Genomic DNA, 24,646 nt, shown 5'->3' with positions numbered 1-24,646 from the left:
AAAAGAGGCCGCATCATTGAAGTGCCCCCTAAAAGTTAGACACTTTTCGGGGACACTTCACATTTGATACAGCCTCTTTAGTTAAAGGGTGAAGAGGAAAGTCGTTTAAGCGTTTCGCAGCATTGTATTAAGTCTTATTTTCCTCCTGCCAGTTTATAAACCTCACTGCCGGCCAGTAGAAAACAACCTAATCCGTAATCTTCAAAATCAGGAGTGCTGTCAAAACCAACAGGCTGCCCGTCCTTGGGCTCTTTACCTGTTCCTTGCACATAGCCCAGTTTACCGTCTGCATGCACAGCATCTTTGACAATAGCATTCCAGCCTTTGGTGATAATGGGCAGGTAAGTTTTCCGGTCCAGTAAACCATTATTTACACCCCAGGCCATACCGTAAACAAAGAGTGCTGACCCGGTGATCTCCTTACCGCCAAAATGGTTCTTATCATGTAAGCTGGCGGTCCATAAACCGGTCGGCTGCTGTAAGGGAACCAATGCTTGTATCATATCCAGGTAATCCTGCTTGTATTCCGCATAGTGACTATCACTCGCAGGTAACGCTGCCATTGTTTTTACCAGCGCAGCAACAACCCATCCATTCCCGCGCGACCAGTAACAATCTTCTCCGTTAGGTTCTTTATAAGGAGGAACGAAATCCTTGTCACGCCACCACAAATGATCCTGGGCATTGTATAATCCGTTGCCACCATGTTTATACTTCGTATAAGCATACATGTCGTACATCCTGCTGAAATAGCTGGTGTCATTATACAAAACCCCAAGCTTAACAAACACGGGCATTGCCATCTGTAAAGCATCTATCCACCACCAGTCATCTATCTTGTCGCTGGCTTTCATCAGGTCTATAGATGCTTTAATGTCTTTAATATAAGCTTCATTCTTATCTATCATGTACAGGTCCAGGTAGGTCTGCCCGGCACAATGATTATCAGCATTCCTGGTTTCTATTCCACGTGATAACCCCCATTGGTGCTTCTCTCCCCATTGGTTGGCATAATCGTAAAAAGCAGGCTTTTTGTCAATAGCATACAGGGCCATCAATCCCTCATAATAGACGCCTCTTGTCCAGATATTGGATGGGCGTTCTTTATTGGTGATGATGGTTTTTCCAGCATCAGGCCATTTATGCATAAAGTAGCCATTCGTTTTTTCCATCACCGTAATAACTTCGTTCGGAGCGGAAAGCTTTTTTGTGGAAGAGCAGCTTGCCAATGCCAGAAAACTTCCTGCCACGCATATACTTCTTAAATTCAATTGAAAGGTCATAGGAAATTATTTAAAGGATAAAAAAAGGCAGGGGATGACCGGAGTCAAATCCCCTGCCTGTAAGCCGGATCAGGAAAAGCATTGCGCCTTTTATACTAGAACAATGGATGTTGTTGGCCTGCCAATCCCGGGTTCGCGTCAATAGTTGGTGTACTTAAAGGCAATAATTCCACTTTGTTTTTTTCAAGTCCTCTGAATATGGCCTTCACCCATGCTGCATCTGCAGTCAAAGCCTGGCCACTGCCGGAAGCAGCTGTTGCACTATACATATCCAGCAACGTATATCCATTGGCTGTTAACTGCGCTTTTTCAGTGGCGGTAGGCGCATCTTTAAAACCAATGTACGACACGCCAACCACGGGATCATTGAAAGTAGTGGCAGCTACTAACTTGTAAGCCCTGTATCTGTCGATATTAGCATACTTGCCGGTTTTATTGGCCATATCAATGAGGTTTTGTTTGGCCTGTGTCAGCGATTCATACAAAATTCCCCAGCGTACAAGGTCGGTCCTGCGCCATCCTTCGAAGGCCAACTCCAGTTTTCTTTCATTGATAATGGCATCTCTGAAACCCTGGTAACTGGTGGGTGTGGTGCCAATTTTAGAAGCGTCTCCGCCAAAACCACGGGTCCGTACTTTCTCAAAGGCTGATTTTGCTTCTGCAGTAGGTGCATTGAATAATTCATTCTGCGCTTCGGCATACATCAGTAATACATCGGCATAACGTAAATAAGGCCAGTTGATATCGCGTTTGTTGATCGCGGTACCTTGCGAACTTTTCCACGTAGCCCTGAATTTGCCTATGGTGTTTGCTCCATAAGAGTTCAGCTGGCGCTCATTTTTAGAAGTGATACCATAACCAGCGATACTAACATCGCGACGCTGATCCTGGGGATCAAAATCATACCACAACGCCGGGAATATCCCCATCGCAGGCTGACTTTTGCCAAAGAAGGAGCTGGTATGAATAAACATGCCATTGGTATAACCATTTGCAGAACCATTTACCTCTGTACCAAATTGACCAAATTCCAGTATCGATTCAGCATTGAACCTGCCGTTTACCAGGTCGCGGAATATATTCTCATAACTTGATACCAGGCTGTTTTCACCTTTTGATATAATAGCAGAGCAGGCGTCGGATGCAATTTGATAAAGCTCTTTTATCCTGGCGGCATCTGATCTTTGAGCCAGTTTTACACTCCCCTGGCTATAGGTTTTTAAATCCCATCTTAAAGAATAACCTGCTGCATATAAAGCTACACGCGCCAGTATACCGTAAGCGGCATTCTTTGTGAAACGCTCGGTTGTAGGTACCATGCCTTCACTTTTCCAGGGTAAAAGCGAAATTGCTTTTTGAAGATCGGCTACACATCCATCATAAATAGTGTCTCTGCTAACACGTGAAGTATAAAAGGTGGTAGCTTCCTCAACCGGAGTAGTAGGATAGGGGATATCTCCGTAAAACCTTACCACATTTAAAAAGCTCATAGCGCGCATGGCGTAACATTCGCCCAGCAGCATGGTTCTTTTCTTTTCCTCTGCATCCGAACTGCCTTTCATGGCGCTTAACTTCTTAATACATACATTGGAATATTCAATAGCCCTGTACATAGAAGCATAAGCATCCGAAGGCACAATGTCTGCCGAATAAACATAATTGGAAAACTTGTTTTTAGAGTTTGTTTCCCCTTCGGTGGAAATGCACTCGTCTGTACCCATACCAAACTGGTAATATAATTCCCTGTTGAAAGTATAAGGATACACCCCAAGCACAGCCTTTTCTGCTTTGGAAATAGAAGCAAATGTGGTTTCACTGTCGTATGCCATCTCCGATGGCATGTCAAGCCATTTCTTGCAGGAGGTAAGTGTAGCGCCTGCAAGTGCCAGTGTTAATATATAATAAAAAGCTTTTTTCATTTCTAATGTTTTAAACGGTTATTAGAATGTGAGATTTAACCCGAACACAAAACTCTTAGCCCTGGGGAAAGCAGAATCATCTACCCCTCTTGTAAGCGCACTTGATGTGGCAGATACTTCAGGATCATAACCGCGGTATTTCGTGAACGAATGAATGTTGTTGAGCGTACCATAGATCCTTACATTGCTTATTTTGGCTCTTTGTAATAGGGAATGTGGCAATGAATATCCTAGTGTAATGGTGTTAAGACGCAGGAAGGATGCATCTTCCAGGTAATAATCTATTGGATCAGATATCACTTTACTGTTGGGAGCATTCAGACTCCAGAGAGCGTTGCTGGCATGTTGGCCAGGGTTCAACTGGGCCAGGCGTGCCAGATCCGTGGTTTCTTTACCTGTATTGGGATCGATCAGGCGGAAACGGCCGTTCATGGCTTCCAGCGTATTCTGATTGGGCAGGTAAGGTCCTATAAAGCGCTGTGTATTCATGTTGAATACTTTATTGCCATAACTGAAGTTCATGAACACACCCAGGTCAAAACCTTTATAGGTAAAGGTATTGGTAATGCCTCCGGTAAATTTGGGTTGTGCACTTCCTGTAACAGTCCTGTCTTCTGTTGACCATACAGGATTTTTATTGGCATCGGTTTCTCCTTTTACCGTTTTATACTTGACATCGCCGGGTTTAATGACTCCTGCAGTTCCTTTAGGACGTGCAACACCTTCTTTCAGCGTGTAAGTACCATTGGCATTCTGAGTGAAGTCGTCAGTCGTATAAACACCGTCATATAAGTATCCAAAGAATTGACCTAAAGGTTTGCCTACTTCAATAAGGAAACTGGCATTGTTGTTATAGCTGGTTATAAAACTTTTACGGCTATCCAGTTGAAGTACTTTGGACCTGTTGAAGGATATATTGAAATCGGTTGACCATCTGAGACCTTCTCCAACAAGATTCCTTGTATTCAATACCATTTCAACACCCCTGTTGCGTATAGAGGCAATATTCTGGAACTGGTAGGTATAACCGGTAGAGGTAGGAATTTGAACTTTTAATAATAAATTATCGGCTTGCTGGTTATAAAAATCAGCGGAGAAGTTGATGCGGCTGCCAAACATCGACAGGTCAAGGCCAATATTGGTAGACGTTGTTTTCTCCCATTTAAGTGCGGGGTTGGCTAAGGTACTGCCAGGTACAAGCGTGTTTACCTGCTTGTTGTTGATTGCATAAAAGCTGCCGCCGTACGATGTTACGTACATATAATCGTCTATATCACAGTTGCCCGTTGTGCCATAACCGGCACGTAATTTCAGCTGGTTGATGCTGCGGATGTTGCGCATGAAACGCTCGTCAGATATACGCCATGCTGCCGACATAGAAGGCAGCCCGCCCCATTGATGTCCAACAGCAAACTTTGAAACACCGTCACCACGGAATGTTGCCGTAAGCATATACCGATCGGCATAATTATACATCACACGTCCAAAACCGGAAACCATGCCATACCGGCCTTTGCTTGACGATTTGGAATAAAGTGTGGAAGCTGCCGCTACATCGTTCAGGCCAAAGTTGTCTGCATCAAAACCGGAATAAGTGTTCTTCAGGAACATCGACTCACTATAATAAGTTTCCTGACCCAGCAGGGCAGTTACTCCATGAAGCCCGAAATTTTTCTTCCAGGTAAGTGTATTGGTGATTTGCCAGGAGAATTTTTCAGCATTATCCCTGCTGCCCCACGGACCACCATATGTTGTTTGTGCATTCCTGGTACGGCCATCATCCCAGTTATCGGTTCTTTCCTGCTGCCACATATAACTTCCCGCACTACGCCAGGTAAGATTTTTCAGAACATCTATTTCAATGCCTGCATTGGCAGTATACTGGCGCGTAAACTTGGATTTGGTAACAGCCTCGTTTGTAATGATGGGGTTATAAATATCATATTGCGAGTCATCAGCCTGCATTTCTTCACTCACATCGGTTCCTATCAGTTGCTCATCGGTAAACCTGATACCACCGGTGGCAGGCTGCAATAAACTTAATTTCAATTGTCCACCTAAAGAGCCGCCACCATCGATCCTGGTATTATTGAAATTGGTATTGAAGTCTACCCGTACACGGTCACTCACTTTATGATTGAGCTTGGCGCGTAAATTGAATTTGTCGAAATTATGATTGGCAATAAGACCATCCTGTCCGGTGTAGTTACCACTTAATAACACTTTTGTTTTGTCGTTGCCGCCGCTAACAGAAAGACTGTGATTTTTCAGCAACGCCGTACCGCCAAACACTACATCCTGCCAGTCTATCGTAGGCCTTGATCCATAATTGGTTTTGATATAATTGGCTGCACCGGTATAAAAATTAGGATCGGTTACATCGCCGCCGAAATTTTTAGTCCATTTATCCGGACGTCCGGCAAGCGTTTGAAACTCGTATTGGTAGTCAACATACTGTTCTGCATTCAGCATAGCCAGTTTACTGCCCAGCTTTTCATAGCTCATATAGGCATTGTAGTTGATCTGCGTTTTGCCTGCTTTACCAGACTTGGTTGTAATTAAAATAACACCATTGGAACCACGCGCACCATAAATAGCTGTGGCGGACGCGTCTTTCATTACATCGATAGTTGCAATATCGTTCACATCAATGTTTCTTAAACCATTTTCCATCTGGAAACCATCAACCACATATAATGGCTGGTTGCTTTGTGTTATGGAAGTACCGCCACGTACTAAAATGTTGATGTCGGCTCCGGGAGCGCCGCTTTGGGTTACTACGTTAACGCCGGCCATCTTGCCGGTAATAGCTTGTGCAGCAGTGGTTACAGGAATCTGTGCTATTTCGGACCCTTTTACGGAGGCAGTAGAGCCGGTAAGATCTTTTTTCCTGGCCGTACCATAACCAATTACAATAACCTCATCAAGCAATTTGTCCTCTTGCTCCAGTTTTACATGCAGGGTGCGCTGTGTGCCCACCTTAATATTTTGAATGGCATAACCGGCAAAAGAAAAGCTAAGTATGGTGTTTTCACCCGGAACAACAATCCTGAAATGACCCAGTGAATCTGTCAATGTTCCCCTGTCATTTCCGCTTATGGTTACACTAACACCGGACATCGCGCCGGTTTTATTTTCTACCGTCCCTGAAACAGTGATGCGCCCTTGAGAAAAAAGAGCCCCGCACAACAAGAGGGAGGCAACGAATAGCATGGATTTTAAAGCAATCGTTTTCTCTTTGTTTTCCATTTTGTTTACGTTTTTGGTTGCTGAACTTTGAAAAGTGAAAAATCAATCGTCTGGGAAAAAGGAAATGAATGTCTATCGCAATCGGCAGTAGTTATCCGGTATTGCCTAACAGGTACAGAGGTACCCGGCATGAACTTAACTTCATATGGCTATCGTTTTTAATTATGATGGAACGAGGCCCTGTCATGGCGGATCAGAAGTATCAGCCACCGGCATCATTAACCCCCCAAACCTATAAACATGCACGTATGGCGAGGTTCAGGTTTGTGCAGAAATGGTTTGATAGCGTACATGGTAAAATATATTTATTGATAACCAGTGAGTTATGTATGTGCTTGTGGATGCAAGCAATCACTGCATTAAGCCTGTGTATTTTTTGATCTCAAATAGTCCGATGGCGACATATGGTACTTCTCCTTAAAGCATGTACTGAAATATTTAGGATTGCTGAAACCGGTGTGGAAAGCAACTTCCGATACATTGTGCCCACCGGCATCAAGATATTGCTTCGCCCGCTGTAACCGCATATCACGCACAAACTCCATAGGTGTTAAAGTGGTCAAGCTTTTAAACTTCTTATAAAACGTAGTACGGCTCAATGCCATCGATTCAGCAACAGCGTCCATATTAAATTCCGTATCGTCCATCCTGGATTCTACGATCTTGATAACCTCCCTGAGAAAAGTTTCATCTCTCGATGTCACTACAATTGGCTCAGGACTCAGCTCTATCGCTTTCTTTTTATCGATCAATGCTTCAAAAAGACGCTTTCGCTGCTCTAAAAGATTATCGATCGAAGCAATTAAAAACGCAGTGTTGAAAGGTTTGGTGATATAGTAATCCGCCCCATAACGCAAACCCTCCATCTGGCTTTCTATAGAATATTTGGCCGACAGCAGTACAACAGGTATATGGCTGGTAAGGGCATCATGCTTAAGCCTGTCCAGCATTTGAATACCATCCATTTTCGGCATCATGATATCACTTACTATCAGGTCAGGTAGTAGCTGTATGGCTTTTTGCAGCCCTTCTTCACCATCCTTTGCAGTTTCCACACGGTAATATTCACTTAATTGCACCTTGATGAAAGCACGCAGCTCATCATTATCTTCTACCAGCAGTACAATAGGTGCGTCGCGGTGTGTTGTTACACTATTACTTTCTATCTGAGAAAGGATCTGCTGTTCAATAGGTTTCTCAACAACTAAGTTTACAGGATTCGGGTCCGCCAGCGATACCTCCTCTGGTTTATAATGAGCGGCACCGGTTTTTAGCTTTACAGTAACCGTAAGACCGCCATCTGCATTGTTTTCCGCCCAGATCTTGCCATCGTGAAGATGTACAAAATCCCTGGAAAGCGCCAGTCCAATGCCGCTTCCTTTCAGTTCCCTCGTGTTCGCATGCGCTCCCTCCTGGAACAATTCAAAAATATCCTCCAGGTTTTCTGCGGGAACGCCAGGTCCCTGATCATGAACAGCAATGGTTACACAATCCTCCCCGGGAACACGTTTCACAACTACCTCTATACATTTTCCTTCCGGTGTGAATTTGATCGCATTGGCAAGCAGGTTATACACAACCACATCAAGCTTTTCAGCATCCCCCCAAACCGTTATTTCCTTCTCATCACATATTACTTCAAGAGCGATCCGCTTCCCCCTGGCCGCTTCCCTGAAATGATCCGTAACTATTTTTACAAAGGATATGATATCCAGTTTCGTTACCCTTAATGTAGCCTTGTCACTCTGCACCTTACGTAAATCCAGTAGTTGGTTAATGAACCTTACCATCCTGCTTGCATTTTTCCGGGCGACTTCTATATAAGAAGCTATTTCAGGAGTAAGGTTGCCCTTCCGCGCCACCTGTTCCAAAGGGTTTACTATTAAGGTTAAAGGCGTACGTAATTCATGCGATACGTTGGTGAAAAAATGCATTTTCAGCGCTGCAAGTCTCTGCTCCACCGCAATGTCATGACGCAGCCTGATCATGGCAAGCGTATACCGGCGGATAAAAAACAAGATCACACCAATAATAATGGCATATAGGAGATAGGCCCACCAAGTTTTCCAGGGAGGAGGCAGGATAGTTATCTCCAGGCGCTTATAAGGCTGGTTGCTATAAAGATCTTTACTGAGGCTTTTTACCTCAAATACATAATGACCCGAGGGAAGGTTCGTATAAGTAGCCTTCCTGAATTGCAGGTTATTGTGCCAGGTCGTGTCAAAGCCTATTAACCGGTAGGCAAAGCCCTGCTGGTCGCCGCTCCCTCTGTGATCCAGTATGGCGTAAAAGATACTGATGATATTCTGGTTGTACTTCAGCGTTATTTGCGGCGTGTAATTGATATCGGTTTTCAGCAATTCCTCGTTATTTCTCGGGCCTGCATCCTCATTGTTGATTTGTACCCCCGTAAAGGCCATGTCTGCCTCAATGCGGCTGGCAGCTATTTTATCCGGAGCAAAAGAAATATAACCGTTTACAGTACCAAAGAATAGCTGGTTGCCGGAAGTGATCCTGGCTACAGACGCTTCCGAAAAATCTATGGTAGGAGGCAGGGCATCATAGGAATCATAGTTCCTGAATGTCTGGGTTTCTGGTTTAAACTTCGAAAGCCCGTTTTCTGTGGCCAGCCATAGATCCCCCTGTTTATCTTCTGTACAACTGAGAATATAGTCATTGGCCAAGCCGTCTTTCGTGGTATAATTCCGGAAACGCAATGATTGAAGAGGGTTGTTGCCTGTTGCCTGGCAAATACCACCACCCGAAGTGGCCAGCCACATCCTGTTTTTTGTATCACGGTAGATGAACAAAATGCCATTGTTGCCAAGACTCTCCTGGTCTCCGGGAATTGTCCGGTAAGTCTTGTATTGATAAGCAGTAGAATGCTTTTCATTGGCATCAAGCACAAGCAAACCATTGGTGGTACCCATCCATATGTTTCCATCTTTATCGATACACATACTCCGGATATTCTGATAGCCTCCTTTCGGATACTTATCAAAAGCTTTACCGCTTTGAATAAATCTCGTCCCGTGAGCTCCTTCCTCTATTAATACAAGCCCGTTATCGAGCGAGCCCATCCATATCCTTCCCTGTTTGTCTTCTACGATTGAATATATCTGGTTACACGGTAAACTGTCAGGAACGTTTTTATGCGACTCAAAATGAGTCAAACGAAACCTGGTTGCTTCCTTATTAACAGGCACAGCTTTATACAAGCCGTGATCCTTCGTTCCCAACCAGAAATGGCCACGGCTGTCCTGCAAAATGGCATATACGCCAATCATGCCGCCTGGCGGCTCATTTTCAAATAAATTGGTTACACGTGCATTATTTTGATAAACAGCTAACCGGTCTGTTTTTAATCCTACCCACAAACGTCCCTGCCGGTCATAATTCATCCCTCTTACCTCGTTACCGGATTTCGCAGATTCCTGGTCCTGCAGGCGCTGCTGCTCAAAATCATTATCCTGTATTACTACCTTGATAAGTTTGCCTTCCCGTGTGGTAAGCCAGAGAATACCGGCTTTGTCGTAATAATGCCCCGTTATATTGGCTGGAAGTTGATAATTGGTGCCATCAGGCGTTGGTAAACTATATTCCGGTGTTTTACCCGGTGAGGTAAAGTAACCAAACCCTTTTCCTTTCATGCTTACCCATACAGTCCCCTTATAATCTTCCAGCACCCAGAAGAACCTGTTATTGATGTCACTGAGTGCTTCTTCGGTTTTTACTGAAAATAGTTGGAACGAACGGCTTTGCGGATGATAACGGATAGCGCCCGACTTCTCAGGTTCTATCCATAAATAGCCTGCTTTGTCTTCGTAAAGCGAAGAAAGATTTTCTTTATATTGATAATGGGAAACCGATAACTGTTGATTGGTTGTATTCAAACTGATCACTTCTCCCAGCGAAGAGCTCGCATAAAGAACAGGAGCTTTTTTAGAACTGAGCAGGCCATTTACCGTACCCGATGTGATCTTCTTTGCCGAGAAACGCTTCGTCTTTTTGTCAAAAAGAAATAGGTTGCCATTGGCCGCACCAAAGTAAATATGTCCTGCATCTTCTTCGTAAGCCGTTACACTCATGCCATTTGCAATAGCACAGGTTACTGTTTTGCTATTCTTGAAAATACCGCTTGGAGATGCCTCCAGGCAAGCCAAGCCGTTTGATGTCCCTATCCAAATACGGTTTTCACTGCCAATATGAAAAAAGTTGATAGTGTCCGAAGGTAAAAAGTAGTCTGTAGTTGATTGTGTTGCATACTGAATGATATGTTCTCCTGACATGTCAGTCTGGGAAACACAGAAAATACCATCCATTTTAGTCTGGAACCATACCCATCCGTTAGCTGCCTGAAGTATATTGTTGAATTCAATTTTACGTCTCGCAGCAGCAGCGATAAATGAAGATAGCGGCAGGAACTGCTGTGTTTTTTTATCAAATCGATAGATCTGGTAATCATAAGCCTGGATCCACAAATGATCCAACTGGTCCTCCAGTATCCTGCCTATCCTGCTATTGCCTAACTGGTACTTGTCCTTGGGAGTAGATTTAAAAGATACAAACGAATGGCCGTCAAAACGGTTAATACCATCCCACGTACCAAACCACATAAAACCTTCTCTGTCTTTAAACAGGCAGTTCACACGGCGATGCGAAAGTCCCTGTTCTGTAGAGTACTGTTCTATCTTGTATTTGTGCTGACCATAAGCATTGATGATGGAAAGAGAGAGTATAACGAAAAAACACCTCACATATCTCACATCGGTTTTACCATATACGGAAGCAAACTTCATTTCATTTAATTACCGGGCCTAAACATAGGAAAGATTTCTGTTTTAAACTCTGGTAAATATAATAAGTTCAATGCAGTTCTCCACAATCCCGGAATCAGGGATTGCGGAGAACGCTTGTAACTAAGGCATTTTAGTCAACCCTTCCCATCTCACTTTCCATTTGCCGTCTTTGGGTATGCCAGGCATTGGCGTCGAACCATCATAACCTGCAACCATCATCGATACGGCCGTTAAAAGACCGCCATTACCGGGCATATACAACGTTAACCTGTTGTCCTTGTAATTATGTCCGTTCTTTAAATAAGTATTCGTTTTAACAGGCATAAATAAAGCATCTACGGCTTTGTCCGGTAAGCCCAGCCTGGTGGCTGCCATAGCAGTCATCGGGAAATCCCATCCCCAGGTATCCTGCCAGGTCCAGGTGTCCCATACCAGTTCAAAAGTTTTACGCATCACCGTAGTATCCATCATACTGGTTTTAGGCATAATACCATAAGCGGCCAATATGCTGGGGTGATCTGTTTTGAATTCAGGATTGGTATAAGAATCGGGTGCACTTTCCGCAGCCAGGTATACGCCATTTTGTTCGGGAAGAGGAGAGAGTTTTGCCAATACCGAATCCCACTTCTTATTACGGGGCAAACCAAGACGCACGCGCCATTGCTGCGCAGCTTCGAGGCCCCAGTGCCAGTAAACCAGCTCATAGGTGGGATTATAAGTATCTTCTGCTTTAAAGCGTTCCTGTGCAGGGATCAAACCTTTGCCAAGAATATAACGTCCTTTTTCCTTATCATAGCAGGGAAAGGATGCCATAAAGTCGGCGGTTGCAAAAACCAGGTCTTTATACTTTTCAAGAGTGGCCTTATCCTTTTTATTACGGTAGATCAATTCTGCGAAATAGAGATAATGTGGCTGCTGCCATATAAGAAACGCGCCAACAGAAGAAGGTACTTCCTCTCCGGTGTTATCCACTACTTTCTGCCAGCGTATACCTTCAAATCCCTGGCGGCTGGCAATTTCTTTCGCGAAGGGTGCCACCTTTGCATACCAATCCATTATCTTTTCCAGGTATTCTGTTCTTTGCCATAAAGGATAATGCGTGAGATGCCAGTACGTCATTTCAAGATGCGCCTTGCCGTACCAGCTATTATAGGTTAACCCGGTTTCCTGTGGCGGATAAGAACCTGATTCCTGCACTTTCATCAGGTATTGTGATAACACTACCCTCCGCTCTAATTCTGATGCACGCGGATCGGTACTGCCGGAAAAATCAATGACACCGCCTTTGTTCCAGAATGATAACAACGCTTCCCTGCTGGAGTTTTGCGTGGCATCAAACGATGGGATCTTATTGGCCTTTTTTTCAGGCGTAAACAAACAGGTTAATTCAAACGTAGTGCTGGCCTTATCTGGTGTGATCAAAAACTCATGCTGCGCTTTTTGCACGATCGTACCCCTTGTTTTCCATCCCAGTCCAACAGAATAATCCGCCGTTTGAAGACGATGCCTCAACCAGGCGCCGGTAGCATTGCTGCTGATAATGGAGGAGCTGTGTTTGTCCGGGTTGCTGTAATTGGTGCCAAAATCGGCCCAGCCCGCTGTCGGATAAGGAAATTGCAACCGCAGCTTCAATCGCCCTGCTTTAATCAGTGCTGATTGTACTTTTACGGCTATGGCATCTTCAGCGCCATGACCATAGGTGATAACTTCCACGGGAATATCCTCTACAGAGAATTTGCTGCTGATCTCTCCCGTCCACGGATTCAATACCTGGCGTATGTTTTGAATATCGTTGATTGAAATAGTGGTGCCATCCTTCTTCAATATCTCAAACCCCAGGTTGCCCAATTGCAGGCGGTGAGGGTTTGAACGGAACCAGTCGGCTGCCTCTTTTCCGCGGCCACCCTCAGAAGAACGCTGAACGAGGTACGATATCTCGCGGCCATTAAGTTGATAGGCTCTCAATGCCTCTTCGCGTTTATAACCCAGTGTGTCCTTAAAGCTATTCCATCCCCATTCCGATTGTGTCCCAAGTGGAACGCCTTGCTGATAGGCAACCGGAAATGTTTGTAAACCGGTAGCGTCCACAGTGAATGCAAATTTGCCATTGCCTACTGTTAGCGATGCAAGTGTATCTGCACTGGTGTTTACTACCTTATGCCTTTCCACCAATGCCTTGCGGTCTATGACCGACTGTGCCGGTAATTGACTGGTTAGCAAAAAAGAAGCACTCCAACATAACAAGGCTATTCTTGACAAACATTTAATACGAGCCATAGTTTCATTATTTTTTACCGACAGATAATTTTGTATCAGGCGTAGCCAAAGCTTTTCCATTCACTTTTACATCTTTGAACTGCAGTTTTTGAACATTACCCAGGAGCAGATCTGTTGTGGCTAGTTCCAGGTTTACATGCTCCAGTACAATATCGCTGATGGTAGCCTGGTCATGTCCTGTTATTTCCCCCAGTGAATAACCTTTGCCGTGAACATTCGAGATTTTTACATTACGCACCAGCGCCCTGGGAGCTGCCTGGCCCTTCAGATCAAAATACTGGGTCCAGGGTGTTACCTTGAAAATAGCACCGGCGTCAACCATGGTAATATCATTGATGCTGATGTTCTCATACTGCTGAGGCGTATCAGGCCTTAATTTAAGCCTCAGAATAGTTGGACCCAATGTAGTACAACGTTCAATTACTACATTACGGACAACGGTGGCTTCGCTTCCAAAGGTTATAATGCCACCACCCGCTTCAAAAATGCAGTCACTGATTTCTACTCCCTCAACCGGCCCGTCGGGCGCTTTCATGGCAAAAGGCCCTTTTGAACCCTTTAGGGCAATACAATCATCACCAACCGAGAAAAAGCTGTTACGGATGGCCACATCGCGGCAACAGTCAACATCAATACCGTCCGAACTCGGGGCCTGATGGTATGGCTTGGGGCCTGAGGGCGCCTGAAAACGGCAATAATCTACCACTACATTCTCGCAACGGAAAAGATGCAGGTTCCAGAAGCCTGAATTAAGAAAAGTGATACCGCTCACCTTTACATCTTTGGAATGCTGGATAAACATTAGTCGTGGACGCTCTACGTTCAGGTTGGTCGTACTTTTGTCTGCATCGCGCCTGCGGTAAAACTCTTTCCAGAAAGGCTCGCCGCTGCCGTCAAGCGTGCCTGCGCCCGTAATGCGTAAATGATCCGCACTATCAGCATTGAGCAATGCAGTTCTCCAGGGCTCAAAATGACCCTCAATACGGGTATTTAGTTTGGGATAATCGTTAATATTGGTCGAACCTTTGAGTACAGCGTTTTTCTCCAGCGTTACATTTACGCCTCGTTTCAAAAACAAAGCGCCGCTTAAATATATTCCCTTTGGAAATACAACAGTACCGCCACCATCGCGGGCGCATACATCAATAACCTGCTGGATAGCTTTCGTATTAAGCGTTTTGCCATCGCCAACAGCCCCCCCTTGAATAATATCATATCGCCTGCCTGCCTGATCCGGTGATTTTCGCCCCTCTGTAACCTTGCCATCCTGGCCAAAAGTTCCGGCCATGGTAACCAAGCAAAGTGTAAATAATGTTAGTGCTCGTCTCATATATAACTATAAACTATGTTCAAAATGTGTTTTCAATACACGTCCGACCGTTGACAACAAACAGGATAATTAGTTATAGCCGGTACCCGATGCAAGGCAGGTAATGAGCAATTACGGGCACATCAGGGCAAGCAAACTATTCGGTCATTCCGGAGCCAGGTTGCTGGTTGTCCAGACTACGAAACTATCGATAGGGGGGGAGGAAAAGGTTTGCGTTTGTCCGGAAATGGTTCAATTTAGTACCATTCCCGCTGTAAATAACTGCTGTAACCAGAATATACCACGTTGTCCAGGCTGCAAATAGGACCGTTTTTAAAAGATGATCAGGTAAAATGTCCCGGCCCGGATAACTGAATATTTTAAGCGACTCTGGACAGGGCACAAAGCTCGCCTCGACACATGGATCCGTTCAACTGAAATGAGGAGCGTCAGGTATTTTTCCTCTTTACTCCTTGAACGGCTGAAATAAAAGCGAATCCGGTCATTATTAGCTTGTCTTTCTATAATTCAGAATCGCCCAGCTGTTAAGCAATACTGCAAACCCGGTCATGATAAGAAAGTGATACCGGATATTTTCAAAGCTGCTGCCTTTTAATACAATCATACGTACCACCTCAACAAAGTAAGTGACGGGACTGCACTGTGTGATGGCATATGCCCAGCGTGGCATGCTCTCGATAGGCGTGAACAAGCCGCTCATCAATATAAACACCATCATAAAGAAAAATGCAACCGACATGGCTTGTTGCTGCGTCTCCGAATAAGTGGAGATCAGCAGACCTAACCCCAGTAACGCAATAAGGTAAACAGAGAGGTAGCCATAAAGCAAAACCAGGTTGCCCACCGGTACTATGCCATACACCAGCCAGCCAACGCCAAAAAGGCCCACACTAAAAATAAACATCCCAATCACCCAGAAAGGAATTAACTTTCCGAGTATAAACTGGTATTTCCTGATGGGCGTAACATTAATCTGTTCTATAGTGCCAGCTTCTTTTTCCTTAACAATATTGAGAGCACACAAGTAAGACGCTATCATCGTAACCAATATCACCAGTATGCCAGGAACCATATAATACCGGTAATTCATAGATGGGTTAAACCAGTTGGAAGTGGTGACCTCGATAGCAGGCATGGGATTGAATTTGGAAGCCGGCATCCATTTAAGCCGTATATCTGCATTGTAGTCGGCTATGATCTGGTTAAGATAAGCGCCTCCCAAATTAGCTTTTACGCCGTTGATCGCGTTAATGGCAATAAACAGGTTCTGTTCATTCTCACGAACAAGGTTCCGTTCAAATCCCTGTGGTATTTCCAGGATCAGATCCGACTTGTCATTTTCCATCTGGTGAAATCCTGCGTTAAAACTTCCGGCATAATCCGCTAATTTAAAATAGCCCGATGCAGCGATCTTTGAGATCAGTTTTTGTGAGAAACCGGAATGATCATTATCAACAACGGTAATGTTGATATTTTTGATCTCATAATCAGCTGCCAGCGGAAGTACGAGCAATTGTATGATCGGCGCAAAAAATATAATAGGCAACAACGCTTTATTGCGGAAGATCTGTCTGAACTCCTTTTGCAGTAAAAATCGTAACGTTCTCATGCTAACCGGATTTTAAATTTCCTGATATTGACAAAAAGCAGGATCACTGTCATTCCCGATAAAATCAGTGTTTCCTTCCATATGGCCGAAAATCCCAGCCCCTTTATCATGATCGATTTCACGATGATATAATACCATTTTGCAGGCACAATATTCGATATGAGCTGTAAAGCATAAGGCATGTTTTCAAGCGGAAACATAAACCCGGTAAACAGGATGGAAGGGATCAGCATTCCCATCAACGAAATTAACATGGCCGATTGCTGCGATGCTGTACTGTTCGAGATCAGAAGTCCCAGCGAAAGTGCGGTAATAATGAATAAGGTGCTTACTAAATATAAGAGTGTAATACTGCCGTTGACAGGCATCCCCAGTACAAATACACTTAGCAATAGTATAACCGAAAGATTCACCAGTGACAGCACCAGGTAAGGGATTGTTTTTGAAATAATGACCAGGATAGGGTTAAATGGAGATACCAGGAGCACTTCCATCGTGCCATTCTCTTTTTCCTTTACAATCGAAACCGACGTCATAAGCACACATACCAGTAATAATATCAGCGACATTACGCCCGGAATAAAATTAACCGCCGCTTTCAGTTCCGGGTTGTAGATCATTCTTATGACGGTGTTTATACGGTAAGGGATCGTGTGTTGCCCGGCCAGCTCATTCTGGTAATCCATAACAATACGTGAGGCATAGCTGCTGAGTGTATTCGCGGTATTGGGGTCCGATGCATCGGTGATAAGCTGCAGTTGTGCCTTGTTGAAGTGTTGCAGATCACTGTAGAAGTGGGCAGGAAATACAACCACCAGCTTTATCTTGCCACTTTTAAAAGCGCTTTCTATCTGGTCGTGACTTAGTAACGATTGCTCTATCACAAATTGAGTACCTGCTTCAAGTTTGTTGATGATCTGCTGTGAGGCATTATCCCTGGCATAGTCACATACTACAATCCTGGAGTGCTTGATCTCGTTGGTTAAAGCAAAGCCGAATAGAACGATTTGTACAATTGGAAGCCCAAAAAGTATTAATAATGTTTTCCTGTCGCGAAATACATGCAGGAACTCTTTTTTTACAAATGTGATAAACTGTTTCATGTTAGTCCGATTTGCGTTTGGCTTCCCTTGCCAGCTTGTAAAAGACCTCGTCCATAGAACTGGCGCTGTATTTCGTTTTTAGTCCTGCCGGGGTGTCCAGCGCTTTTATCTCGCCGTCTACCATCATAGAAATACGGTTGCAATATTCCGCTTCATCCATATAGTGTGTGGTAACAAACACAGTGATGCCCCTGTCGGCTGCATCATAGATCAGGTCCCAGAACTGTCTTCGCGTAACAGGATCTACACCACCCGTAGGTTCATCCAGGAATACGATGCCTGGATTGTGAAGAATGGCAACAGAAAAGGCAAGCTTTTGTTTCCAGCCTAACGGTAACGAGCCTACCATTTTTTTTGCTTCATGCTGCATCCCCAGGGTGTTGATCAGAGCCTGACTTTTTTCTTTCAGCTGTTTATCCGACAGGCCGTAGATCCCGCCAAAAAAGCGGATATTTTCGGTTACCGTGAGGTCTTCGTATAATGAGAACTTCTGGCTCATATAGCCAATGTTCTTCTTTATTTCCTCTGTTTGCCTGTAAATGTCGAATCCTGCAATGGTGGCTGTTCCGGAGCTGGGTTTCGATAGCCCGCATAACATACGCATTGCCGTAGTTTTGCCGGCGCCGTTGGCGCCGAGGAAGCCAAAGATCTCACCACGGTAAACTTCAAAACTGATTTCATTGGCAGCGACAAAATCGCCGAACCGTTTGGTGAGCTTATTGGTTTGTATTACTATTTCGTTTGTCATTTCATCAGGTTGATAAAACAGTCTTCGATAGTGGGTTCAATGCTTTTGACTTCTATATTAGTATGCTGCTGCGCTTCCAAGAGCGGGATAAGCTGCTGCGCCCATCCCGGATCATTGTTTTGAAACGCAATGTGATGGTAGGCGCCAAAAGCGTTACAGCTTTTAACCAGGGAGAGCTTTCGAAGGTCATGTAACAGCTTGCTCATATTGTCCGATCTGACAGCATACAGTGTTGACAAAAATTGAGCTGTAATGGTCTGCGGACTATCAATAGATAATATTTCTCCGTTCTGTAATAAGGCGATCCTTTCACAAAGCGTTGCTTCATCCATGTAGGGAGTCGAAACCAGGATAGTGATAACCTGCTGTTTCAGCCGCTTCAGCATCTCCCAGAATTCTTTCCTGGAAACAACATCCACGCCTGTAGTAGGCTCGTCTAAAAATAACACCGTTGGACGATGGATTAACGCGCAGCACAAAGCCAGTTTTTGCTTCATGCCTCCCGAAAGTTTGCCTGCCTTCCTGCTTTTAAAGGGTTCCAATTGAACATATATATCCTTTACCAGTTCGTAGTTTTCCTTTATACTCGTGTTGAAAACAGTAGCAAAGAAATTCAGGTTTTCTTCTACTGTCAGATCCTGGTATAACGAAAACCTGCCTGGCATATAACCCACATTACGGCGTATGATTTTGTAGTCTTTTACTACATCATAGCCATTTACGGAAGCTGTTCCATTATCAGGCAGTAAAAGGGTGGTTAATATGCGGAAGATACTTGTTTTGCCTGCTCCATCGGGGCCAATTAATCCAAAGAGTTCTCCTTTGTTTACTTCGAAAGAAACATTGTTTACAGCCCTGGTGGCCCCTTTGTTATAAGTTTTCGAAATACTATTTAAAACAACGTCTGCCATGGTTATTGAAATTTGATCTCACCATACATGCCTATTTTATACCTGCCGTCATTCTTTACTTTCACTTTAATGGCATATACCATGTTTGCCCGCTCGTCTTTGGTTTGTATGGTTTTGGGAGTGAATTCTGCTTTACTGCTTATCCAGCTGACACGGCCCTGCGCTTCGTTGTAAGCACCTTTGCCGTCATCGGTTAAAACTTTTACACTTTGATTCAGCTTTACAAGCGCCAGTTGATCGCCTGTGATATAAACCCTGAGAATAATTTCCGAAAGATCTGCAATCTTATACAGCGGCTTACCTGTTGTCGCAATTTCATCGACCTCCGCATATTTGGTAAGTACTGTTCCGTTAACAGGATTGATGAGTGTGCATTTGTTTAGCTGGTCTTCCAACTGCTCTATTTGTATTTGTAAAGGAATAACATCCTTGTTGATGCCTTCGCTTGATATAGTTAAGGAAGATCTTTGTGCTTCAATTTGCTTTTTAAGCACCACTACCTGTGCATTAATATCATCCAGTTGCTTCGGAGTGGCAGCGTCGCCTTTTACCAGGTTTTGGGTTCTTATTTTCTCTGTTTCTGCAGTTTTTAATTGCTCATGCAAACTGGAAAGCTGAACGGTGATGTCGGGTTTTTTGCCTATAGCCGCAACAATCTGTGCTTCCAGCTGCTTTTTCTTTAAATACAATTGAACACTGTCGATATAGCCTATATGCTGACCGGCCTGTAAGTCCATACCCTCCTCTATGTCAAAAGCCTTCAATACGCCCTGGGCTTCAGCCGAGATGATCGTTTCTTCCGCTTCAAATGAGCCGGATGCATCAAATTTGTCCTGGTTCCTGCTACAGGAAGCGCTAAACAAAAGAGCGGCCGTTAAAAATGTTATTGTTGAAATATGCCTCATGATCTTATTGATTGAAGTTGTTGATGATCAATTACCGGTAGTAGTTTTATAATTATAGATAGCCAGTGAAAGCTGAACTTCGTGTAAGATAAGGTCCTGCTTCGCCCTGTCCTCTGCATTAACATAAGTAACATAATCATTTGTCGTAGCAATGCCATATTCCAGTTGATTTTGCGCCGATAAGGTTACATTCCTTCTCAGGCTTATAATTTCCCTGTCGCTTTCAATCAGCGTCCGCAGCTTTTTCAGCTCATTGTCCTGTTGCTTCAAAACAACGTTGGTATTGAAGAGGAAGGTTTCTTTCTGAATGTCCAGTGAATGCTGGCTTAACGATAATAATTGCTTTTCCTGTTTGTAGGTATAAAAACTGGTCAGGTTCCACGATAGTCGCAGCCCCCCTATATAAAACACATCAAAGTCATTGTTCAGCATGTTTAATGCAGGCCTGCCATAACCTCCCTGTAAAAAAGCACTGAAATGAGGCAGCGTTTTGGTGTTGACAAGTTTGGATTGTGCTTCAAAGGTTTTCTTTTGAATAGCGAACAATCTCAATTCCGGGCGGTTGATCACCGGCACCAGTGAATCGGGCAGGGGCTTCACCAGTTGCGTATATTCATTAACAGGGGCATTGACGAACAAGGAAAGCATATCGCTGTATCCTTTTCTGGTAGCTTTCAGCTCCGTAATATGTTGCTCTGTTTTCAGCATTTCTGCTTTAAGAACATCACCGCTGCTTTTTAAAGCAATGCCATTGGTTATAGCGATGCTATTTCTGTTTAAGCCCGACTGCAGATCTTTGTTCATGATCTCGGTCTGTAATACCTGGGCATCAATAAGCAGTATGCCAAAATAAAGCTGGTTGATGCGCTCTTTAAGCTTATACAATTCTACCTCTGTTTGTTGCGTTTCAACCGCTGTATTGGCGTTAATAAGCTCTTTCTGATATTTAACGGTGAACAGGTCGGTGATAGACTGCGAAACCTCCCCATACAGCTTGTATTGATTTTTACTCAGGGTAGGAATGGATACATTGGGCAACGAAATAGGAACTTGGGTAACATCCGACTGATAAGTCGCTTGTCCGCCTGCAGTAAGCTGGGGTAGGTAACCTTTAGAGGCATTCGATAGCGAGTAGTCTCTTGCCTTGTCAATAATAGCATATTGTTTTATTAACGGATAGTTCTTTTGAGCCAGCTGGTAACATTGCCCGATGGTTAACGATTGTGCTTCCGTCTTGTTTAACAGGCACAACCATAGAAAAGCTGCGATGAATATATGTTTACACATGATGTTGATTATCTGTTTTAATCATTTGATTAATTAATAGGTAAAAAAATATATTAGCTGTCCAGGATGGCTTTAGACCAGGCTGTAATAAGTTTCTTTCTTTCTATCATAAGCGCATTGAAATTAGTGTGATCTGAAAAAACAATCGGTTTTGCTATGAAAGGGAAAATAGTCATCCCAAGTAGCGACACTATAAAATGAATAGGCTCCGTATCCGGTTTTCTTTCCCGCAGCTGCCTTACTAGCGATGAATGGGCGAGTATCTTCTGAATCTGTACCTTATTCTTGAATTCATCAGGATTATTCCTGATCTCGCTAAGAACAAAGAGGGGCAATTCCGGATTTTCAATCAGCAGGTTGATATAATTCTCTGCCAGCGTTTCAATTTTTTCTTCCAGCGAAAGCGCTTCATTGTTTATTATCGAAAGTATAACACCAAAGAGTTGCTGCAGCTTTTCTCCCATCACCTGCTGAAACAGTTTTTCCTTGCTGCGGAAATAGTAGTTGAGCAGGGCCAGGTTAATTCCGGCTTCTTCAGCAATATCACGCGTCCTGGTGGCAGCATATCCCTTTTGAGTGAACACCTTACGGGCCGCCTCCATTATTTTCTCTTCCGTGCTAATATCTTTTGCTATATTTTTCACTTCCTTTTGCGGCATATTCCTGTAATTCCGGAACAAAAATAAGCAGTTTGATTGAATTTAATCATTTGATTAAATATGCCTCCCACTGATGCCAGCAATTTTTAGCTAATTAAAAGTGTACTTTCTGAATTATTTGAAAATTTACTTGGCTGGTAACGAAATACCCTATACATTTGCACTCCCAATAACGAAATAAATCAGCTGAAAAACAGTTGGTTAAGTCGACAGGGAATGATTTCGTAGCTCAGTTGGTAGAGCAATACACTTTTAATGTATGGGCCCTGGGTTCGAGTCCCAGCGGAATCACGAAAAGAAAGATCACAGCGATGTGGTCTTTTTTTATGCTTAACCTATTTTTCCCGTATCCCGTCCTAAGCTATACGAGGGATCAAGTTGAGAATTTGGAGCTTCTCATGCTTTAAACGCTTGTTGAACATCCTGGATGCCATCTTTGCCTAATGTAAGTTATCAGGCATTTTTTTGATTTTATTCTGATATCCCTCCCACTATGAGCATCCTAACTTTGGCTTATTAATAGATTTTTACAACAATACCTGCTTTAATGCGAGAAGCTTACGGGATTATCGGGGGAAAGAAGATGCCTTCCAAATGGTTATATACCCTGCTGTTATCAGCCAATGTCACTATTGTCATGCTTTGCATGGCGCCGGCCGCCAGTGCGCAGGTAAAGCTGGGTAATAATATTACCCAGCGTGATTCTTCAGCAGCTTTGGAAATAGAAAGCCAGCGGCAGGTGCTATTGCTGCCCCGCATTAACGATACCAATACGATTGTGACAACCGTAAAGGATGGTGCACTGATTTATTATAATAATGTACCCGGCGGTGGCCTCAGGAAGGGATTGTATTTACGCAGCAACAATTATTGGAATTATCTGCCGGCTTCCGGCGCTTCTCCATCCTGGAATACCACGGGTAATACGGGTACGGATGGCGGGCAGCATTTTTTAGGAACTACAGATAACCGTTCACTGTTATTTAAAACCAATAACATCACACGTATGGTGATGGATGGTACTACGGGTTATACCGGTATAGGTACACTCACTCCCAGTGCAACCTTGCATAATGCGGGTAGTACGGTGCTGGAAGAAAGACTGCTTTCTAACTTTGCGTCTGATGCGGCTATCGGAACAGCAGCTAACACAGTGGATAGTTTCACCCTGTTCCGTATTCCGCAGAACACTGCCGGAAGAATATTAACATTACCTGCACCAACAAATAATGTTCCGGGACGAATTGTTTGTATGGTGAATTCGGGTACAGCCGGTTTTACAATGGCAGGTATTGCCATACCTGCAAGCGCGGCTATCATGTTTATCTGGAATGGTACGTCCTGGAGGCCTGTTGCAGACGGTATAGCTTCGGCGAGTTTTTCATTGAGTTATCAGTATCGGCAGCCAACCACACTGGGCATTGGAACGGAGGCGATGTTCTTTGGAGCGGGAGATAACAACGTAGCGCTAGGTTATACGGCACTTCGCAATATCAATACCACCGGAACGAATAATGTTGGAATTGGTCAATCGCCTCTTAATGTCGGTGCCGAAGGTAGTGTTGTATTGGGCTCAAGTGTTGCCACGGGAAGCTATAAAGTTGCAATTGGTGGTCAGGCGCTGTACAATGGCGGCGGTATAGAGTGTGTAGGTGTCGGAAAGTTTAATATTCCGGGTACCTCTAAGGCAAATACGGCAATAGGTCCCGTTGCTCTCTATTATTCGGTTAGTGGGGCCAACAACACGGCAGCAGGTTACAGGGCATGTATTTCAGGAAACACAGCTTCATCAAATCTAACCGCGTTAGGTTGGTATTGCATGACAGATAGCCGTGGTGCAGGTATGACTGCCATGGGGGCTGCCGCTTTCGATCCTTCGCTTGGCAATAGCCATCCCTATTGTTCTGCACTTGGTTACAAGGCATTTTTTAATGACGGTGTTGTTAGCTCATCTTCCGGATCCAGTTCAGGGCAACTGGTGAATTCGGTAGCTATGGGGGCCCTTGCACAAGTGGTAAATACGCCGGGGGCCATAATATTAGGTTCAACGGCAACAGGTTTTACCAGCAATGTAGGCATAGGATTGTACAATCCATCTTATAAGGTGCATGTTAACGGTGCTGTGATGGCATCCGGCAGTTTTGTAAACCTGTCGGATAAACGGTTGAAGCGTGAACTGCCGCCTATGGTACAGGCACTTGAGAAGTTAATGGCGGTAAAAGGCGTTTCTTATAGCTGGAAAAGGGATAAAGCAATGCAATGGGGGCTTACTATGGATTCGCTCCGGCACTTTGGTTTTGTGGCACAAGACCTGGAAAAGAGCTTTCCGGAGGTGGTACAAACCGGCAGTGATAGCCTGCGGTTGAAAACAGTGGCTTATACAGCGCTAATTCCGGTGCTTACGCAGGCTATACAGGAACAGCAGCCTTTTATAAATGCATTGCAGCAGGAATCAAGCGACTTGAATAATCAGGTTACCCTGTTACAGGAGGCAATTAATGAACTGGAAAAGCGGGCGGTATCCCGTTAATAAAGTATTATCTCAATTGTGTTAACTCGTCATATGC

14 protein-coding genes and 1 tRNA gene are annotated in these 24,646 nt (G+C 44.1%); 2 read left to right on the top strand and 13 right to left on the bottom strand.

Annotated elements, in window-relative coordinates; translation table 11 throughout:
• Positions 1 to 134 precede the first annotated feature (134 nt).
• From ESB13_RS07255 to ESB13_RS07195, 13 genes are all read right to left on the bottom strand, one after another.
• The gene (locus ESB13_RS07255) at positions 135 to 1,283 is read right to left on the bottom strand and encodes a glycoside hydrolase family 88/105 protein (protein ID WP_129002341.1); all 1,149 of its coding nucleotides are present in this window, start codon (positions 1,281 to 1,283) and stop codon (positions 135 to 137) included.
• A 95-nt stretch (positions 1,284 to 1,378) separates the two neighbouring features.
• Complete coding sequence (locus ESB13_RS07250) at positions 1,379 to 3,202, bottom strand: RagB/SusD family nutrient uptake outer membrane protein (protein ID WP_129002340.1); 1,824 nt, start codon at positions 3,200 to 3,202, stop codon at positions 1,379 to 1,381.
• Between the two features lie 21 nt (positions 3,203 to 3,223).
• Positions 3,224 to 6,451, bottom strand: coding sequence for a SusC/RagA family TonB-linked outer membrane protein (locus tag ESB13_RS07245; RefSeq protein ID WP_220399561.1), 3,228 nt, complete (start codon positions 6,449 to 6,451; stop codon positions 3,224 to 3,226).
• A gap of 359 nt (positions 6,452 to 6,810) precedes the next feature.
• Positions 6,811 to 11,250 (bottom strand): hybrid sensor histidine kinase/response regulator transcription factor, encoded by a 4,440-nt coding sequence (locus ESB13_RS07240; protein WP_129002339.1) that lies wholly within the window; start codon positions 11,248 to 11,250, stop codon positions 6,811 to 6,813.
• Positions 11,251 to 11,370: 120 nt separating this feature from the next.
• Positions 11,371 to 13,527 (bottom strand): hypothetical protein, encoded by a 2,157-nt coding sequence (locus ESB13_RS07235; protein ID WP_246022464.1) that lies wholly within the window; start codon positions 13,525 to 13,527, stop codon positions 11,371 to 11,373.
• Between the two features lie 7 nt (positions 13,528 to 13,534).
• Positions 13,535 to 14,857, bottom strand: a complete 1,323-nt coding sequence (locus tag ESB13_RS07230) for a glycoside hydrolase family 28 protein (RefSeq protein WP_129002338.1) — start codon at positions 14,855 to 14,857, stop codon at positions 13,535 to 13,537.
• A gap of 487 nt (positions 14,858 to 15,344) precedes the next feature.
• Positions 15,345 to 16,466 carry an ABC transporter permease gene (locus ESB13_RS07225; protein WP_129002337.1) on the bottom strand — a complete coding sequence of 374 codons (1,122 nt, stop codon included), beginning with the start codon at positions 16,464 to 16,466 and terminating at the stop codon, positions 15,345 to 15,347.
• On the bottom strand, positions 16,463 to 17,569 hold the full coding sequence (locus ESB13_RS07220) for an ABC transporter permease (protein WP_129002336.1): 1,107 nt from the start codon (positions 17,567 to 17,569) through the stop codon (positions 16,463 to 16,465). The genes ESB13_RS07225 and ESB13_RS07220 overlap by 4 nt, the downstream gene beginning before the upstream one ends.
• Position 17,570: 1 nt before the next feature.
• Positions 17,571 to 18,317: an ABC transporter ATP-binding protein gene (locus tag ESB13_RS07215; protein ID WP_129002335.1), complete on the bottom strand. Its 747-nt coding sequence runs from the start codon at positions 18,315 to 18,317 to the stop codon at positions 17,571 to 17,573.
• On the bottom strand, positions 18,314 to 19,228 hold the full coding sequence (locus ESB13_RS07210) for an ABC transporter ATP-binding protein (RefSeq protein WP_129002334.1): 915 nt from the start codon (positions 19,226 to 19,228) through the stop codon (positions 18,314 to 18,316). The genes ESB13_RS07215 and ESB13_RS07210 overlap by 4 nt, the downstream gene beginning before the upstream one ends.
• A gap of 2 nt (positions 19,229 to 19,230) precedes the next feature.
• On the bottom strand, positions 19,231 to 20,133 hold the full coding sequence (locus ESB13_RS07205; RefSeq protein WP_129002333.1) for an HlyD family secretion protein: 903 nt from the start codon (positions 20,131 to 20,133) through the stop codon (positions 19,231 to 19,233).
• A gap of 27 nt (positions 20,134 to 20,160) precedes the next feature.
• On the bottom strand, positions 20,161 to 21,420 hold the full coding sequence (locus tag ESB13_RS07200) for a TolC family protein (RefSeq protein ID WP_129002332.1): 1,260 nt from the start codon (positions 21,418 to 21,420) through the stop codon (positions 20,161 to 20,163).
• Positions 21,421 to 21,473: 53 nt separating this feature from the next.
• On the bottom strand, positions 21,474 to 22,100 hold the full coding sequence (locus ESB13_RS07195) for a TetR/AcrR family transcriptional regulator (protein WP_246022463.1): 627 nt from the start codon (positions 22,098 to 22,100) through the stop codon (positions 21,474 to 21,476).
• Between the two features lie 197 nt (positions 22,101 to 22,297).
• On the opposite strand from ESB13_RS07195, the gene ESB13_RS07190 reads away from it, so the two are divergent.
• Both ESB13_RS07190 and ESB13_RS07185 read left to right on the top strand, forming a co-directional pair.
• Positions 22,298 to 22,370 (top strand) — tRNA-Lys (locus tag ESB13_RS07190).
• A gap of 256 nt (positions 22,371 to 22,626) precedes the next feature.
• A complete protein-coding gene (locus tag ESB13_RS07185; RefSeq protein WP_129002331.1) occupies positions 22,627 to 24,609 on the top strand; it encodes a tail fiber domain-containing protein in 1,983 nt (660 codons plus the stop codon).
• Positions 24,610 to 24,646: the final 37 nt, after the last annotated feature.

The organism is Filimonas effusa, assembly GCF_004118675.1.
In the GTDB taxonomy this organism is placed as follows: Bacteria; Bacteroidota; Bacteroidia; order Chitinophagales; family Chitinophagaceae; genus Filimonas; species Filimonas effusa.
Note: the sequence above shows the minus strand (reverse complement) of the source record. Positions and strands in the feature narration are given on the sequence as shown.